This is a genomic window from Labilibaculum sp. (assembly GCF_041595635.1).
Taxonomy (GTDB): Bacteria; Bacteroidota; Bacteroidia; order Bacteroidales; family Marinifilaceae; genus Labilibaculum.
The window spans coordinates 1-15,792 of record NZ_JBFHJW010000083.1; the positions used below are offsets into that span (position 1 = coordinate 1).

Sequence of the window (15,792 nt, forward strand, 5' to 3'; positions counted from 1 at the left end):
AATTCCAAAGTTGTAAAATTTGCCTTTAGTTCCAGCCATGGCTTCGCTGCGATAAATATTTCCATTGCTTTCGTAGCTTCCGCTGGCACGACCAAATGCTTTGGCCGATTCGCTGAAACTACTTTGTGCCGATTTAAAATGTATGCTTCCGCCAAAGGCACTTCCATAGCGCAGGGAGTGTGGACCTTTTACAATTTCAACCTGATCGACCATACTCATGGGTATCTGGCTTGCAGGTGGATCCATGCGGTTTGGACAGGCTGCCGAGGCGCTAATACCGTTGTCCATGACAAGGTTCAACTGATCGTATTTAAATCCGCGAAGTACAGGATCGAAACCATAACTGCCACTTTTTCGGATACCTCCGATTAGGGCTGTCTGACTCAGGAAATCGCCAGCATCATGCGAGAGTTTATCGCTGCTTTGTACTTCCATGATATCATTTTCGGTTTTTTCTTTTGCTCGGGCAATAACAGTAGTTGGTAGCAACGAAATATAACTTTTAGGAAGGAGTAGGACTCCCGATTGAATGGCTTGAACTATTTTTTCTGAAGAAACTTCAAGCTTTCCATAGTTTATATGAGAAAGGATTAAACTTTCTCCTGCTAGGTAATTGATTGAAATCATTCCTTCGGCATTGGCAGTGCCTTTCTGCTCTAAGTACATAAAGTGTGCAAAAGCAATGGGTTCCCTGTCTGCCTGATCAAGCAATTGTATTGTAGTTTGTGAATGGACTTGAAAGCCTAGTAATAGGAGTCCAATGAATATTGAATTTTTCATTCTTGTATTTTTGGTTCGTAATCGCGCACAACAAAAGTGAAAAACTAAGGCATGCACCAAATGGATCAGCATTGAGTATAAATCAGTTGCTGATCGGATAACAAAAAAATAACTTAGAATGATTTCGGAGGATGAAAAATTGCAGAAGAGCATCTTCTGGGAGGAAGAATACTGGTGGCAATTGAATATGTTTTTGTGATTTTTGGATGTACAGTATGTAGAAATAGGGTAGCTTGAGAAATGAAAATCTGAATTTCTTTTTCTGTTTTTACTTCATCTTTTTCATTCTGTTTACTTTGCTCGATTTGCTTTTTTAGGTGACACTTGCCATTGCATTGCATCTTAGGCTTGTCTTTGTTGGTGCATATTGCGGAAAAAAAATCTTGATTGGCTGTAAAATTTAGACATATTAATGCGGTCTCAAAAGTTTGAAATGAGAACAGGATAAGAAGTAAGTATGCGAAATATTTCTTCAATAGGGATTATATCTAGAGAATTATATATCCAAGATACAAAGCTTTATGTAATGTTTAATTAAAAGTAGATGGCAAAATGGAAAGAATGTATGCTCTATCATCAAAAAATTGATGTTTGATATGAGGAATGCTTTTTTGAGTGGGAGAAATCATCTGCGAGACACCTAAGCCGGATATTAAAAAAAGCTTACCTGAGTTTCAGATAAGCTTTCTATTTGTTTTGTAATAATCAATTATAAGTTAATTATTTTATCGGCATTGGCCTGAAGAGTAATAATATCGGGCATACTACCTACTGTACCTACCTCTATTTGATCTAGTAAATCGAAATGAGAGAGACATGTTTTGCAAGCCAACAATTGAACTCCTTTTTTGTGTAAATTTTGCAAAGCTTCCAAGGCCGGAGAATTTTTACAGATTAATTTTACACCACCATTGTAAAAAACAATGATTTTGGGTGTTCTTCCATCGGCATCTAACAGTTTAAAGTAGTTGGTGATTAGTTGCAAACCCAACTCTTCGCTTCCTGTTCCCATTCCATTTTGGGTTACTTGAATTAATGTGTTTCTTTGCATAATCTTTTATTTAACGCTAATGTAAGCTGCTTCTTTTGAAGTGCGTTCTATTAATTTTCCAATTGGACTTAAATCAAAACCTTCACTTTTTGCTAAGGCAACAAATTCTTCGATGTGGTTGTTTTCAACCGCTACCAAAAGTCCGCCACTTGTTTGTGGATCGCAAAGTAGACCCTTTTGTGCTTCGGTAATATCTCCAATTAAATGTCCGTAGGAAGCCCAGTTTCTTCGAGTTCCTCCAGGAGTACATCCTTGCTGAATAAGTTTTTCAACGCCATCTATTTTTGGTACTGCAGCGTATTCAATCTCAGCATTTACCTGGCTGCCTTCGCAGATTTCGCTCAAATGGCCCAACAAACCAAATCCGGTAACGTCGGTCATTGATTTGATGTATTCTTGTTCTCCAAAAGTAACACCAATTTTATTTAAAGTACACATCAAATCAACAACGAATTTATTGTTTTCGTGTGCAATTAATTTCTTTTTCTCAGCTGTAGTTAATACCCCAATTCCTAGTGGTTTTGTTAGGAAAAGAGTACAGTTTGCAGTTGCTGTATTGTTTTTCTTTACTCGTTCGGTGGCTACAATACCATTTACCGAAAGTCCAAACACAGGATCGGAAATATCGATAGAATGCCCCCCTGCTAATTGAATTCCTGCATTTGCACAAACATCGCGAGCACCTTCCACTACCTTTTGTGCAAGGTCGGTAGATAGTTTTTCCAAAGGCCAGGCCAAAATGGCCAAAGCCATAATTGGTTTGCCTCCCATGGCGTATATATCGCTGATGGCATTGGTTGCGGCAATTCGTCCAAAATCGTATGGATCATCGACAATAGGAGTGAAAAAATCGGTGGTGCTAATTAAAGCCTGTCCATTGCCCATATCGTAAACTGCAGCATCATCCTTTGTGTCGTTTCCAACCAACATTCTTGGGTTGGGAATGGCAGGACTACTGCTCTTTAAGATACATTCTAAATCTTTGGGTGATATTTTGCAACCACATCCTGCACCAGGACTAAATTGGGTTAATTTTTTTGTTTCCATATTGTTTTTACTCTTTTAAAACGGTGCAAAGATATTATTTTTTATGCTTTCATATTCTTATTTTTTTGATTTTATTGTTAAAAATATAATCATATTGGGATGATGCTTCGTGTTTTTTTGCCTGGTGGATTTGATAAATTTGCGAGATTGAATTTGGAATAATTTTGATTTTAGTACACAATAGGGATTGTCATATTTTCCCGATTATATTTACTATTGAGATCAGCGAATAATTGTTAATTTTGATTTTGTAACATTCAAAAATCCAAAACTTGATCGTAAATCATACTACTATAAAAACAATCCTAATAGGGATTGTCGTATTCTCTCTTTGGGGATGTTCTGCTCAAAGTCATTTGTCAAGTGAAAAAGACTTGAAAGGATGGTCTTTAAATATGGAATGTGGAACTTTTACATGCATCACAGAGGTAGATTCAGCTCTTCAAGCGGATTTGGCACAGCGGGGGAAAAAAATGCTACAGATCTATCTGATTCGGCATGCAAAACCCAATGTGAAAAAGAATTTTTTGTATTCTGCCGATGAGGCGCAGCAGTATGTTTTCAATTACAATTCGGCAACCATTGTTCCTTTCGATTCGAAATTAGTGACTGTAAGGCTTCAAAAACAACATAATATTTATTGTTCTAGTTTGCCTCGATCCCAAGAAACAGCATTGGAGATTTTTGGGGATCAGTTCCCCATTGTATGCGATTCTATTTTTCGAGAGTTTGAAATTCGCATGGTAGATGCCACGAGTTTTTTAAAATTACCTTTGCCTTTTTGGCAAGCATTTAGTCGTGGAAGTTGGCTTCTGGGTTTCAATCACCGAGGAATCGAGAGTCATAAAGAAGCCAAACAGCGCGCTATGCAAGCAGCCGAAAATTTGAGAAAAGTAGCCGAAGAAGAGGGAACGGCTATTTTAGTGGCTCATGGAATGCTCAATGGTGCCATCAAATCGGAATTGGAAAAACAAGATTGGAAGCCGATTCAAAAACAAGGACATCTTCATCTTGGCGCTACCATTCTTGTTAAAATTGTGGATTTGTAAAATCGACTGTTTATTTTTTTCTGATCATCATTAAGCCATGACGAATGGGTAGAAGTAAATTCTCCACCTGTTCATTTTTATGAATAAATTCGTTGAATGCTATTATTCCCTGAGTTTGTTTGTCTTTACTTTCTACTTCACCTACCACTTTTCCGTCCCACAAAACATCGTCGGCCAATATGAATCCTCCTTGTTTTACTTTGGGGAAAATAGCTTCGAAATATTCAATGTATTGACGTTTGTCGGCATCAATAAAAACCAAATCGAACTTTTCGTTGATCTGGGGGATGATGTCCAAAGCATCTCCAATGTGAAACTGAATCCGATTTTCGAATCCCGATCTTTTGATGAATTTTCGGGTAAATTGCTCTAGTTCATCATTGCAGTCGATGGTGTGAATTACGCACTTGTCATCACTTCCCATGGCCATGCTTATGGCAGAGTAACCCGTGTAAGTTCCTATTTCCAAAATCCGTAAAGGACGGATCATTTGGCAAGTCATTTTTAAAAATTTCCCCTGTAAATGACCCGAAAGCATTCTTGGGCGCAGCATTTTCACATGCGTTTCGCGGGTGAGATCTTGTAAAACGGATTCTTCTGTTTCGGTATGATTTAGGATATAATCCTCAAGTTCTTTAGTAACTTCTATCATGTTTATTTGTACATCAAAGTGCTTAGCAAATCTTTATTTAAAATTTCGTTGGCTACCTCGAGCAACTGTTCGGCACTAATGCCTTCCACTTTTTGGTAGAGCTCCTCCAGTGAGTCGATGCGGTTGTAGAGTAAGAAACTCTTGCCAAGACTAAGCATTAAATTTTCGTTGTTTTCCGATGAAATTGCAATTTGACCAATCATCTGATTTTTAGCTCTTCGTAACTGACCGATCCCTAATTTATTGGTACATAGTAAGTCCATTTCTTTATGGATTAAACTCAGGCATTTATCTAAATAGCCTTTATCGGTACCAAAATAGATGCTAAACACACCGGTGTCGACATAAGGAGTGTAATTTGCTTCAATATTGTAAGCTAAACCATGTCGTTCGCGCAGGCTTAAATTCAAACGGGAATTCATACCCGGGCCTCCCAAAATATTGGTAAGCAGCGATAAGGGAACTCGTTTCTCGTCATTTAAATCGTAGGCCATATTTCCCATTACACAATGCCTTTGGTAGGTCTTTTTGACCATAGTTTGCGTGCGAGCTTCGTAGGAGTTTGGTTTTGTTCTTTTGCTTGTGCGGATATTCTCTGGAATGGCTCCAAAGAATTTTTCAACCATCTTCACCAATTTTTTAAAATCGATGTTTCCAACCGAACTAATTACTATTTGATCGGTGTGGTAATTGTTTTTTATGAAGTTAAGAATATCATCACGTTTGAATTTCTTTACGTGTTTTGGGGTTCCCAAAATATTTCGTCCAATGGGGTCATCTTTAAAAATCAATTCTTCAAAATCATCGAAAATCAACTCCGAAGGAGAGTCTTTGTAGGAATTGATCTCGTCAAGAATCACTTCCTTTTCCTTTTCCAGCTCCTTTTCAGGGAAAATAGAGTTAAAAGCAATGTCGCTGATGAGTTCCAATGCTCTTTTGTAGTCTTTATTTAAAAAAGTGGTGTAGATACAGGTTTCTTCCTTGGTAGTGTAGGCATTTAATTCACCTCCTACATCTTCCATTCTACTTAGGATATGATATGCTTTGCGTTTTGTTGTTCCTTTAAATACAACATGCTCTATGTAGTGAGCAATTCCCCATTCCTCTTTTTTTTCATCACGTGAGCCAGTATTTAAAATAATTCCACAATGTGCAACATTTGCATTCACTGCATGATGAATTAAGCGGATACCATTTGATAATGTGTGAGTTTCGAATATCATATATTAATTTATTAGGCTGCAAAGGTAGTAAGAAGTTTAGATTCCGATAAAATTCCTTTCTAATTTTATTGAATTTATTTGGTGATTTTATTTTTTTGCGTACTTTTGCATCGCTCAAGTAAAGAGGGTACCATAGCTCAGTTGGTAGAGCAATGGACTGAAAATCCATGTGTCCCTGGTTCGATTCCAGGTGGTACCACAATCTTTTTCTTCGAGTAACAAAATACCAAGGGGTACCATAGCTCAGTTGGTAGAGCAATGGACTGAAAATCCATGTGTCCCTGGTTCGATTCCAGGTGGTACCACAAATAGGAAAAGATTTAATATCTCTTCCTATTTTTTTTGTGCATAAATTAGTAGTTTCATTTACATCTGGGATCAAGGCGAAAAGTTGTGGGGAATAATTTGCACTTATTACAATTGAATTTTTTCGAAAATAAAACCTAGAATGATTCTAAATAAATTTGTGAAAAAATTGATACTTAATTAGATTGGTATTTGTAATCACTATCTTTTGTTTCTTGTTGCTTTGTTTGTTTAGTAGATCTAATTTTTTTTCTACATTTGTAGCACCAAAACAGAGGGTACCATAGCTCAGTTGGTAGAGCAATGGACTGAAAATCCATGTGTCCCTGGTTCGATTCCAGGTGGTACCACCCAAAAGCCGATCATTTGATCGGCTTTTTTTATGGATAAATATTAGCCTTTAGTTAAAGTTGTCAGTTATTATATAAGGGTCGTTTGGCTTAGTTGATTTTTAGAAATGTTAAAGATTTAAAAAATGGCTAACTACAAACGTTTTCATTTTAAAATAAAGAAATTCAAGTCTCTATGTATTTTTTTTATTTGAATTAATAGGATATTTTTGTAGGACTTTAGATGAGATGGTAAAAAATTTAAGATATAAAATACTTAAAAATGACAAATAATAAAAAAGCTTTATTAATGATCCTCGACGGATGGGGGATCGGTGATAAGTCAAAATCAGATGTAATTTCATCAGTAGAGACTCCTTATATTGATAGCTTGTTAGCTAAATATCCTAACTCTCAGTTGAAAGCGTCGGGTAGATTTGTTGGACTGCCTGATGGACAGATGGGTAACTCAGAAGTTGGACATTTAAATATTGGTGCGGGTCGTGTAGTTTATCAAGATTTAGTAAAAATCAATATGGCTGTTGAAAAAAACACCATGAAAGATAACGAACAAGTTGTTAAAGCCTTTACTCATGCCAAAGTAAATGGTAAAAAGGTGCACTTGATTGGTTTGATTGGTGATGGTGGAGTTCACTCGTTAAGTGCTCATGCGATTGCTCTTTGCGATGCTGCCCAGGCTTTTGGTTTGAAAGATGTTTTTGTTCATGGTTTGACCGATGGACGTGATACAGATCCTAAATCAGGATTGGGATTCGTAAAAGAGTTCTCTGAAGCCATAGAAAAAACAGGTTCAGCAAAATTCGCATCTCTTATTGGTCGTTACTATGGAATGGATAGAGATAGTAACTGGGATCGTGTACGATTGGCTTACGATTTATATACAAAAGGAGAAGGTAAGGCTACAACAGATGTAGTTTCAGCTATTGAGGAATCATATGCCGAGGGAGTAACTGATGAATTTATTAAGCCAGTTGTTGTCGTTGATGCTGATGGAGCTCCACTTGCAAAAATTGAAAAAGGGGATGTGGTAATTTGTTTTAATTTCCGTACCGATCGCTTGCGTCAAATGACAACGGTGTTTACCCAGGAAGACAAGAAGGAGTTTGGTATGCATATTATGGATCTCGAATGGTACACTATGACATGCTACAATGCCAATTTCAAAGGTGTGAACGTAATCTATGATAAAGATAACGTAAAAAACACAATGGGTGAAGTGGTTTCGAATGCGGGAAGAAAGCAAATTCGTATTGCTGAAACTGAAAAATATGCTCACGTAACTTTCTTCTTTTCAGGAGGTAGAGAGGCTGAATTCGAGGGGGAAAGAAGATTAATGGTTCCTTCTCCAAAGGTAGCAACTTACGATTTGCAACCAGAAATGTCTGCGCCAGCTGTTGCCGATATGATTTCTGCTGAGTTGAATGCTCAGTCGGCAGATTTTGTTTGTTTGAACTTTGCAAATGGTGATATGGTTGGTCATACAGGAGTTTATGAGGCAATTTCGAAAGCGGTTCAAACTGTCGATAAATGTGCTCAGCAAGTTGTTGAGGCTGCAAAAGCAAATGGATATGATGTGATCATTATTGCTGATCATGGTAATGCTGATTTTGCAGTAAATCCTGATGGTTCTCCAAATACCGCTCATACACTAAATCCTGTTCCATGTATTTGGGTAACAGAGAATACAAAGAAATTGGAAAATGGTATTTTAGCAGATGTTGCTCCAACATTGCTAGACATCATGGAAATTGATAAGCCTGCTGATATGACTGGTAAATCTTTGATTAAATAATCAATTTAAAGTGAAAATATAAGTTTCCGTACTATCTTTGCAGGTAGTACGGATTTTTTATGCAGAAAATCCGATTTTTTAAAATTCTAAAAGCGTAGAATAGTGTTACAGATAGGAAAAGCCATTGTTAGTCTTGACGTGATTGAAAAGAAATTCATTTGTGATATTTCGAAGTGTTGTGGGGCTTGTTGTATTGAGGGAGATTCTGGTGCTCCACTAGAAGAGGATGAGAAAAAAATTATCGAGGATATTTATCCTGATATCAAGGATTATCTCACTGAAAAGGGTATTGCTGAAATTGAAAAACAGGGAACTTCTATGATCGATTCTGATGATGATTTGGTGACCCCTATTATCAATGGAAAAGAATGTGTATATACCATTTTCGAGAATGGAGTTGCTATGTGTGGAATCGAAAAGGCTTTTTTAGATGGAAAAATCTCCTTTAGAAAACCAATTTCATGTCAGTTGTATCCAATTCGAATTGAGAAATATGCCGAATTTGATGCTGTGAATTATAACAAGTGGGAGATTTGTAAGCCAGCTCGTGAATTGGGATTTAAAAATGGAACGCCAGTATATGTTTTCTTAAAAGAACCATTAATCAGAAAATATGGTAAAGAATGGTATGAAGAACTACAGTATGCAGCAGAGCATATCGACGAAATAATGAAAAAAAGATAATCATACTCTGAATGAGTATAAAAAACAGCAGCTTATACGAGTTGCTGTTTTTTTTGCTTTTAGAAGGTTTGTTGTTGGAATAATTCTTAGCCCTATCATTTAAAAATCACACCTTCTATGTATATTTAAACTTTCATTTTACTTACATCCAATAAACACATTATCATGGATAAAATTAAAGCATATATTGATGCGAATAAAGAACGATTTTTGGAAGAATTGTTCGGCTTAATTCGAATACCTTCCATCAGTTCCATAGAAGCAAATAAACCAGAAATGTACAAAGCTGCAGAATATTGGAAACAGCTGTTGCTGAACGCTGGTGCCGATAAGGCAGTTGTGATAGAAACAAAAGGAAATCCAGTTACCTATGGAGAAAAAATTATAGATCCTAAATTGCCTACCGTTATGGTATATGGTCATATGGATGTGATGCCTGTCGACCCTGTCGATCTTTGGAATACAGATCCTTTTGAGCCAGTGGTGAAAGAGGGTAAAATTTGGGCTCGTGGTGCCGATGATGATAAGGGACAGTCTTTTATGCACGCGAAAGCTTTTGAATATATGGTGAAGAACAATTGTCTTCCTTGCAACGTGAAGTTCATGATTGAAGGTGAGGAGGAAGTTGGTTCGGAAAACCTTCCAAAATTCTGTGAAGATCACAAAGAGATGTTGCAAGCGGATATTATCTTGGTTTCTGACACAGGTATGATTGCTCCGGATATGCCGTCTATTACTACAGGCTTGCGTGGTATAATGTATTGGGAAGTGGAAGTGACCGGACCCAATCGCGATCTTCACTCAGGATTGTTTGGTGGTGCGGTTGCAAACCCTATCAACGAGTTGGCCAAAATGATTACTAAAATGTTGGATGAAAATGGTCACATTACCATTCCTGGATTTTACGATGACGTAATTGAAGTTACTAAAGAGGAAAGAACCATGATGGCAGAAGCTCCTTTTGATGTGGAAGAATACAAAAAAGCAATTGATGTAAAAGAGCTGGCTGGTGAAAAAGGATATACTCCAACAGAACGCACCGGAATTCGTCCTTCTTTCGATGTTTGTGGAATTTGGGGTGGCTACATTGGAGAAGGAGCTAAAACTGTTCTTCCTTCTAAAGCTTACGCTAAAATTTCTACTCGCTTGGTTCCTAATCAAAATTGGGAAAAAATATCTGTTTTATTTAAAGATCATTTCGAGTCTATTGCTCCCGATTGTGTAAAAGTGAAGGTGACTCCATTGCATGGGGGACAAGGATATGTGTGTCCGATTGATTTCCCAGCTTATATAGCTGCTGAAAAAGCTTATGCCGAAGTTTATGGAAAGCGCCCTGTCCCTGTTCGATCAGGAGGTTCCATCCCTATTATCTCTTCATTCGAAGAAATCTTGGGAATTAAATCTATATTGATGGGATTTGGTTTGGAAAGTGATGCAATTCATTCGCCAAATGAAAACTATCCATTGGAACAGTTTTTCAATGGAATCAATACAATTCCATTGTTCTACAAGTATTTTGCTGAGTTGAATAAATAAAATTTTTTCTAAATATAAGAAAAGGGTGTTCGCAAATAGAATGCCCTTTTTTGTGTGCAAATATATTTTGGTATGAGCAATTTGTATTTCCATTCATAGTTGCTCGGATAGTTGGTTTATATAGATTCTAATTATTATTTTGTTATTTAATTTAGTAGGTAAAGGACTTAAATAAAGGCAAAACCTTGAAATTCGGCAATTTTCTGATTATGTTTGTACTTTGGGTTTAGTGGTGAGATTTTTTGTGTAAAACAGCTTCTTTGCTTGTTGCGGATAAACAGATCATACCAATTGAAGTAAATTTGTGGTTCATGGATGAGATTTTTGGAAAAATAGGATCAGCTCAAACTCTTAGTCAAAAGATTGAGCGCCGAATAGAAGAGGCTATTCGACAGAAGAAATTATTGGTTGGGGCCAAACTTCCATCGGAGCGAGAATTGTGTGAGATGTTTGCAGTTAGTAGAACTGCTTTGCGAGAAGCTTTACGTAGATTAAGCGCACGAGGATTGATCCAAATAAAAAAGGGCAGTGGCATGTTTGTGAGTGAATTAAAAATTAAAGATGCCATTGATTCCTTAAATTTATATTATGATTTAAGTTTCGATAGTAACTTAATTCCTCAAATTATTGAAGTTCGACGGGTTTTTGAGCCAGAGATTGCGCGTATGGCTGCTAATAATAGAACAGATAAGGATTTGGAACAAATTCTTAAGAGTATTACAGATTTGGAAGATTGCGATCCGGATAACACTCAAATGGAGGCTGATATTATTAATAAATTTCATTTGAATGTTGCAAAGGCTACTGGGAATCCTATTGTGATTATTACCATGGAACCAATCTATTCCTTGTTGCCTCGTATGCGCAACTTGATTTATGCAAATGTTGATGGAGAGAAAAGTTTTACTATTACAGCTCATCGAGCGATTTATGAGGCTATTCGGGATAAAGACGCAGAAAAGGCTTTGGAACATATGGTAGGACAAATTAATAGAACCTTGGAAATATATACTCAGTATCTGAAAAAATAAGATTACGAATTTTGATAAATGCAAAACGGAGATTGAATCATCAATCTCCGTTTTTTTATGTGTTATTATTGTGGATTATTTATAGGATTCGATGGCTTTATTTACCGAGCCATATTTCAAAAGTAGACTTTTTGCTAGTTCTTTATCTAATTTTAATTCATCCATAATCATTTGGGTTCCTCGTTCCACTAATTTTTTATTGGTGAGTTGCATATTTACCATTTTGTTGCCTTTTACTCGTCCGAGTTTAATCATTAGGCTAGTGGTAATCATGTTTAGAATCATTTTTTGAGCAGTTCCAGCTTTTAATCTGGTACTGCCAGTGACGAATTCTGGTCCAACTATGGCTTCCATAACTACTTCTGCTTCTTTTGAAACAGGAGCTTCTGGATTACAGGTAATGCAAGCAGTAAGAAAACCATTTTCGCGAGCTTTCTTTATGCCTCCAATTACATAGGGAGTTGTGCCCGAAGCTGCAATTCCAAGAACCGAATCGTTTGGATTGAATCCATATTTTTGAATTTCTTCCCAAGCCTGGTTCCAGTCATCTTCTGCAGATTCAACTGCATTTCGTAAGGCTTTTTCTCCTCCGGCGATCAAGCCAATTACAATATTATCAGGGACACCAAAAGTGGGAGGTAATTCCGATGCGTCAAGTACTCCAAGCCGTCCACTGGTACCTGCTCCTAAATAGAAAAGTCGTCCGCCTGCTTTGATACGATCGATGAGTTGTGAAACAAAAATTTCGATAGTGGGAATGGTTTTTTTTACAGCCAGATGAATCTGAGCATCTTCTTGATTGATGCCAGTCAAAAGCTCGTTCACCGACATGTTTTCTAGGTTAGAAAAGTTCGAGGGTGCTTCCGTTACTCTGTTTTCGTTATTGGTTTTGTTCATTCTGATTGAATTAATTTTCCACATGGTAGTGGATTAATCCCTCTAGGGGACTTTTGGTAATTTTCCCCAAAGAAAGGTTTGATTTGTTTGCTGCAAATTCCAATTCATTTTTAAAATAGAAAGCAATGCTTCCAATAAAATGTATAGGCAGCTTATTGTAGTGTTCGTATTGTTTTATGTTTCGTTCAAAGAATTCAGTAAAGCTATCGGTTACCAATTTCGAAATGTATGGATGCTGTAGGTGTTCGGAAAGAAAAACTGTAAACTGAGCTAAAAATCGACTAGGAGCTTCTTCCTTGTATACTTTGTTGATGATATCCGCATATTTCAAATCATATTTCTGATAAAATGAATTTTTCAGATCTTCTGGAGCAATATTTTTTAAAATGTCAGCAATTAATTTTTTCCCCATAACTGCACCACTGCCTTCATCGCCTAGGATATAACCCAAAGGAGAGACATTGTGTAGGATATTTTTGCCATCGTAAAGGCAAGAATTCGATCCTGTTCCCATAATGCAGGCAATGCCTTTTTGGTTTCCACATACCGAACGGGCGGCAGCTAAAATATCGCTGTTTATTTCCGAAGTAGCTTTAGGGAATTGTTTGAGTAAAGCATTTTTAATGAGTAGTTTTTTATCATCGGTAGCACAGCCAGCACCGTAAAAAAAGATCTGATGAACCGAGTCAAAGCCTTCTAGTGAGCTAATTATTTTAATGATTGAACTCGTATTTTGATGGTATGGATTAATTCCTAGGGTCTGTTGACGAAGGCTAACACTTCCCTTGTTCAGGAGTACCCAATCTGTTTTTGTTGACCCACTTTCTGCTATTGCAATCATAGTTTTGTTTTTATAACATGTATGATGAGTATTAATTTTATATGAAGTTACAAAAAAAATGAGATTTGTACTTTCCTGGTTTATTTGCAGTAATACAGTGGCATACACCTGTTATACTAGTTTATAGTCATTGTAATTCTATTGACACAAATATATAAAAATTTAATAATGCTAAAAAGTATTAAATAACATGTATGACCAATTTTGGAAAATTTAAATTTCTATGTTATTTTTGATGTGAATGTAATTTAAATCAGGAGATAACAAAATGGAGAATCAGATTTTGCAATTTAGTGAGCCACTTGATGGTGCTAAGTTGTATTACCAGCCTACCGATGAATTTGACAGAACTGTAAAAACTCGTTATGAGAAAATGCCAGCAGAAATTTTTTCAACCTCTAAAAATGCGGTGAAATGGGTTGCTCGAGAAATGGCGGATGTAATTCTAGCGAAGCAAAAGTTGAATGAAAAATGTGTTCTTGGATTGGCTACAGGAGCAACACCACTTGGTGTTTATGCAGAGTTGATTCGTTTGCATAAAGAAGAAGGATTATCATTCAAAAATGTGATTACTTTCAATTTAGATGAGTATTACCCAATGTTGAATCTGAGTGTTCAGAGCTACAATCATTATATGAATGATGTTTTGTTCAACCATATCGATATTCCTAAGGATCAAATTCATGTCCCTAATGGGGAAGTGAGCAAAGATTTGGTTACAGGATATTGTAAAAGCTATGAAGATCAGATTGATTCTTATGGCGGATTGGATTTCCAAATTTTGGGAATTGGTCGAACCGGGCACATCGGTTTCAATGAGCCAGGCTCTCAACTTGATTCCAAAACTCGTTTGATCATGCTTGATGCATTAACAAGACGTGATGCAGGTAAAGATTTTGGTGGTTTGGATAATGTGCCTAAGGCAGCCATAACAATGGGAGTTGGAACCATATTTAAAGCCAAACGTGTTGTGTTGATGGCTTGGGGAGAAGGCAAAGCTGCTATTGTGAAAAAGGCATTGGAGGAAGCTCAATGCGATGCAGTGCCTGCGAGTTATTTGCAACGTCACGCAGATGTGAAATTTGTTTTGGATATTCCAGCTGCCAGCGAGCTTTCAAGAGTGAAAAATCCATGGTTGGTAGGAAGTGTTGAATGGGATCGTTATTGGATGCGAAAGGCAAGTGTTTGGTTGTGTAAAAAATTGCACAAACCAATCTTGAAATTAACCAATCGTGATTATAACGATAATGGACTGAGTGAGTTGTTGGCTGTTTATGGTTCTGCTTATGAGGTTAATATAAAAGTATTTAACGATTTACAACATACCATTACCGGTTGGCCAGGTGGTAAGCCTAATGCTGACGATTCTAATCGTCCGGAAAGAGCTGAACCAGCAAGTAAAAAAGTGTTGGTCTTTAGTCCGCATCCCGATGATGATGTGATTTCAATGGGAGGAACATTAAAACGTTTGGTCGATCAAAATCATGAGGTTCATGTTGCTTATCAAACGTCAGGAAATATTGCTGTTTCAGATGACGAGGCAGTTCGATACTTGTCTTTTGTAAAAGGTTTTGGAAAAGTTCATGATACCAATGAGGGAAATCTTCAGTGCGTAATCGAAGACATACGTAAGTTTCTTTTGGAAGATAAAAAACCAGGAGAAATTGATACTGTAGAAGTTCGCAATATGAAAGCTTTAATCCGAAGAGGAGAGGCTAAGGCGGCTTGTCGATTTGTAGGAATACGTTCGAAGAACCTTCATTTTTTAGATCTACCTTTCTATGAAACAGGAAGAGTGAAAAAAAATCCTTTGGGAGAAGAGGATGTTCGTATTTTGGTGAATCTACTACGAAAATTAAAACCTCAACAAATATTTGCGGCTGGAGATTGGTCCGATCCTCATGGAACTCACCGTGTATGCTGGGAAGGAATTTATCAAGCATTACAAATCGTGAAAAACGAAGAGTGGATGAAAGATTGCTACTTATGGTTGTACCGTGGTGCTTGGCAAGAATGGGATGTGGATGAAATTCAGATGGCGGTGCCTGTTAGTCCTGAAGAATTGCAACACAAACGAAATGCTATATTGCGTCACCAAACGCAAATGGAGAGTGCTCCATTTTTGGGGAATGATTCCCGTTTGTTTTGGCAACGTTCTGAAGAAAGAAACCGTGCTACTGCTGATTTGTTTAACAAATTAGGTTTGGCAGAATACGAGGCAATCGAAGCTTTTGTTAGGTTTATTGTTTAGATTTATCTGAGAATTTCCAAATTCTGTTAATCGAATTTGGAAATTCTCTATAATAGCTTCATTTTAACTACAAAACGATAATTTTCATGTTCACTACTCATCAAATTTTTCGGTTTTCAAAGTTAATTTACCTGATTTGCTTGATATTTCTGACAAGCTTTCAGGTTAGAGGTGTCGAAAAATTAGATCCACAGAAACGGAAAGTGGAAAATGCAGCGCAAGTTTTTGTGGAACAAATATCCAAAGATTTTCCCTTTGAATTTCAATGCAATAGTGTGCAAATAGATTCTAAACAGAAGGAA

General features: G+C 36.9%; 14 protein-coding genes and 3 tRNA genes. 10 read left to right on the plus strand and 7 right to left on the minus strand.

Going from position 1 to position 15,792, the window contains the following annotated elements:
- The 3 genes from ABYT26_RS16100 to selD form a co-directional block, all read right to left on the minus strand.
- Positions 1 to 780 (minus strand): TonB-dependent receptor plug domain-containing protein (locus tag ABYT26_RS16100; RefSeq protein ID WP_372755765.1); only part of this gene is annotated, 780 nt, incomplete at its 3' end.
- A 709-nt stretch (positions 781 to 1,489) separates the two neighbouring features.
- Positions 1,490 to 1,831, minus strand: coding sequence for a sulfurtransferase-like selenium metabolism protein YedF (yedF, locus tag ABYT26_RS16105; RefSeq protein ID WP_372755767.1), 342 nt, complete (start codon positions 1,829 to 1,831; stop codon positions 1,490 to 1,492).
- Between the two features lie 6 nt (positions 1,832 to 1,837).
- Entirely contained in the window at positions 1,838 to 2,878 is a 1,041-nt protein-coding gene (selD, locus tag ABYT26_RS16110; protein ID WP_372755769.1) for a selenide, water dikinase SelD, read from the minus strand.
- A 272-nt stretch (positions 2,879 to 3,150) separates the two neighbouring features.
- Here selD and ABYT26_RS16115 point away from each other — a divergent pair, with 272 nt between their 5' ends.
- Complete coding sequence (locus tag ABYT26_RS16115; RefSeq protein WP_372755771.1) at positions 3,151 to 3,927, plus strand: histidine phosphatase family protein; 777 nt, start codon at positions 3,151 to 3,153, stop codon at positions 3,925 to 3,927.
- Between the two features lie 10 nt (positions 3,928 to 3,937).
- On the opposite strand, the gene ABYT26_RS16120 is transcribed toward ABYT26_RS16115, so the two are convergent.
- Together ABYT26_RS16120 and ABYT26_RS16125 are read right to left on the minus strand one after the other, a co-directional pair.
- Positions 3,938 to 4,579, minus strand: a complete 642-nt coding sequence (locus ABYT26_RS16120; protein WP_372755773.1) for an O-methyltransferase — start codon at positions 4,577 to 4,579, stop codon at positions 3,938 to 3,940.
- A gap of 2 nt (positions 4,580 to 4,581) precedes the next feature.
- The gene (locus ABYT26_RS16125) at positions 4,582 to 5,802 is read right to left on the minus strand and encodes a M16 family metallopeptidase (RefSeq protein WP_372755775.1); all 1,221 of its coding nucleotides are present in this window, start codon (positions 5,800 to 5,802) and stop codon (positions 4,582 to 4,584) included.
- 126 nt (positions 5,803 to 5,928) lie between these two features.
- Between ABYT26_RS16125 and ABYT26_RS16130 the strand changes: the two genes are divergently transcribed.
- The 7 genes from ABYT26_RS16130 to ABYT26_RS16160 all read left to right on the plus strand — a co-directional run bounded on the left by ABYT26_RS16130 (position 5,929) and on the right by ABYT26_RS16160 (position 11,501).
- Positions 5,929 to 6,001, plus strand: a tRNA-Phe gene (locus ABYT26_RS16130).
- 33 nt (positions 6,002 to 6,034) lie between these two features.
- Positions 6,035 to 6,107, plus strand: a tRNA-Phe gene (locus ABYT26_RS16135).
- Positions 6,108 to 6,385: 278 nt separating this feature from the next.
- Positions 6,386 to 6,458 (plus strand) — tRNA-Phe (locus ABYT26_RS16140).
- Between the two features lie 262 nt (positions 6,459 to 6,720).
- Positions 6,721 to 8,250 (plus strand): 2,3-bisphosphoglycerate-independent phosphoglycerate mutase, encoded by a 1,530-nt coding sequence (gpmI, locus tag ABYT26_RS16145; RefSeq protein WP_372755777.1) that lies wholly within the window; start codon positions 6,721 to 6,723, stop codon positions 8,248 to 8,250.
- Positions 8,251 to 8,352: 102 nt separating this feature from the next.
- Positions 8,353 to 8,934 carry a DUF3109 family protein gene (locus ABYT26_RS16150; RefSeq protein WP_372755779.1) on the plus strand — a complete coding sequence of 194 codons (582 nt, stop codon included), beginning with the start codon at positions 8,353 to 8,355 and terminating at the stop codon, positions 8,932 to 8,934.
- A 165-nt stretch (positions 8,935 to 9,099) separates the two neighbouring features.
- Positions 9,100 to 10,470 carry a dipeptidase gene (locus tag ABYT26_RS16155; protein ID WP_372755781.1) on the plus strand — a complete coding sequence of 457 codons (1,371 nt, stop codon included), beginning with the start codon at positions 9,100 to 9,102 and terminating at the stop codon, positions 10,468 to 10,470.
- A gap of 311 nt (positions 10,471 to 10,781) precedes the next feature.
- Positions 10,782 to 11,501 carry a FadR/GntR family transcriptional regulator gene (locus ABYT26_RS16160; protein ID WP_372755783.1) on the plus strand — a complete coding sequence of 240 codons (720 nt, stop codon included), beginning with the start codon at positions 10,782 to 10,784 and terminating at the stop codon, positions 11,499 to 11,501.
- A gap of 75 nt (positions 11,502 to 11,576) precedes the next feature.
- On the opposite strand, the gene murQ is transcribed toward ABYT26_RS16160, so the two are convergent.
- Positions 11,577 to 12,398 (minus strand): N-acetylmuramic acid 6-phosphate etherase, encoded by an 822-nt coding sequence (gene murQ / locus ABYT26_RS16165; RefSeq protein WP_372755785.1) that lies wholly within the window; start codon positions 12,396 to 12,398, stop codon positions 11,577 to 11,579.
- A 10-nt stretch (positions 12,399 to 12,408) separates the two neighbouring features.
- The gene (locus tag ABYT26_RS16170) at positions 12,409 to 13,239 is read right to left on the minus strand and encodes an ATPase (protein ID WP_372755787.1); all 831 of its coding nucleotides are present in this window, start codon (positions 13,237 to 13,239) and stop codon (positions 12,409 to 12,411) included.
- A gap of 268 nt (positions 13,240 to 13,507) precedes the next feature.
- Here ABYT26_RS16170 and nagB point away from each other — a divergent pair, with 268 nt between their 5' ends.
- On the plus strand, positions 13,508 to 15,490 hold the full coding sequence (nagB, locus tag ABYT26_RS16175; RefSeq protein WP_372755789.1) for a glucosamine-6-phosphate deaminase: 1,983 nt from the start codon (positions 13,508 to 13,510) through the stop codon (positions 15,488 to 15,490).
- Between the two features lie 86 nt (positions 15,491 to 15,576).
- Positions 15,577 to 15,792 (plus strand): hypothetical protein (locus ABYT26_RS16180; RefSeq protein ID WP_372755790.1); only part of this gene is annotated, 216 nt, incomplete at its 3' end.

Bases quoted from the DNA above. Each gene is read 5' to 3' on its own strand.
- yedF (WP_372755767.1), bottom strand. From the start codon at position 1,831: ATGCAAAGAAACACATTAATTCAAGTAACCCAAAATGGAATGGGAACA.
- selD (WP_372755769.1), bottom strand. From the start codon at position 2,878: ATGGAAACAAAAAAATTAACCCAATTTAGTCCTGGTGCAGGATGTGGT.
- ABYT26_RS16120 (WP_372755773.1), bottom strand. From the start codon at position 4,579: ATGATAGAAGTTACTAAAGAACTTGAGGATTATATCCTAAATCATACC.
- ABYT26_RS16125 (WP_372755775.1), bottom strand. From the start codon at position 5,802: ATGATATTCGAAACTCACACATTATCAAATGGTATCCGCTTAATTCAT.
- gpmI (WP_372755777.1), top strand. From the start codon at position 6,721: ATGACAAATAATAAAAAAGCTTTATTAATGATCCTCGACGGATGGGGG.
- ABYT26_RS16155 (WP_372755781.1), top strand. From the start codon at position 9,100: ATGGATAAAATTAAAGCATATATTGATGCGAATAAAGAACGATTTTTG.
- ABYT26_RS16160 (WP_372755783.1), top strand. From the start codon at position 10,782: ATGGATGAGATTTTTGGAAAAATAGGATCAGCTCAAACTCTTAGTCAA.
- murQ (WP_372755785.1), bottom strand. From the start codon at position 12,398: ATGAACAAAACCAATAACGAAAACAGAGTAACGGAAGCACCCTCGAAC.
- ABYT26_RS16170 (WP_372755787.1), bottom strand. From the start codon at position 13,239: ATGATTGCAATAGCAGAAAGTGGGTCAACAAAAACAGATTGGGTACTC.
- nagB (WP_372755789.1), top strand. From the start codon at position 13,508: ATGGAGAATCAGATTTTGCAATTTAGTGAGCCACTTGATGGTGCTAAG.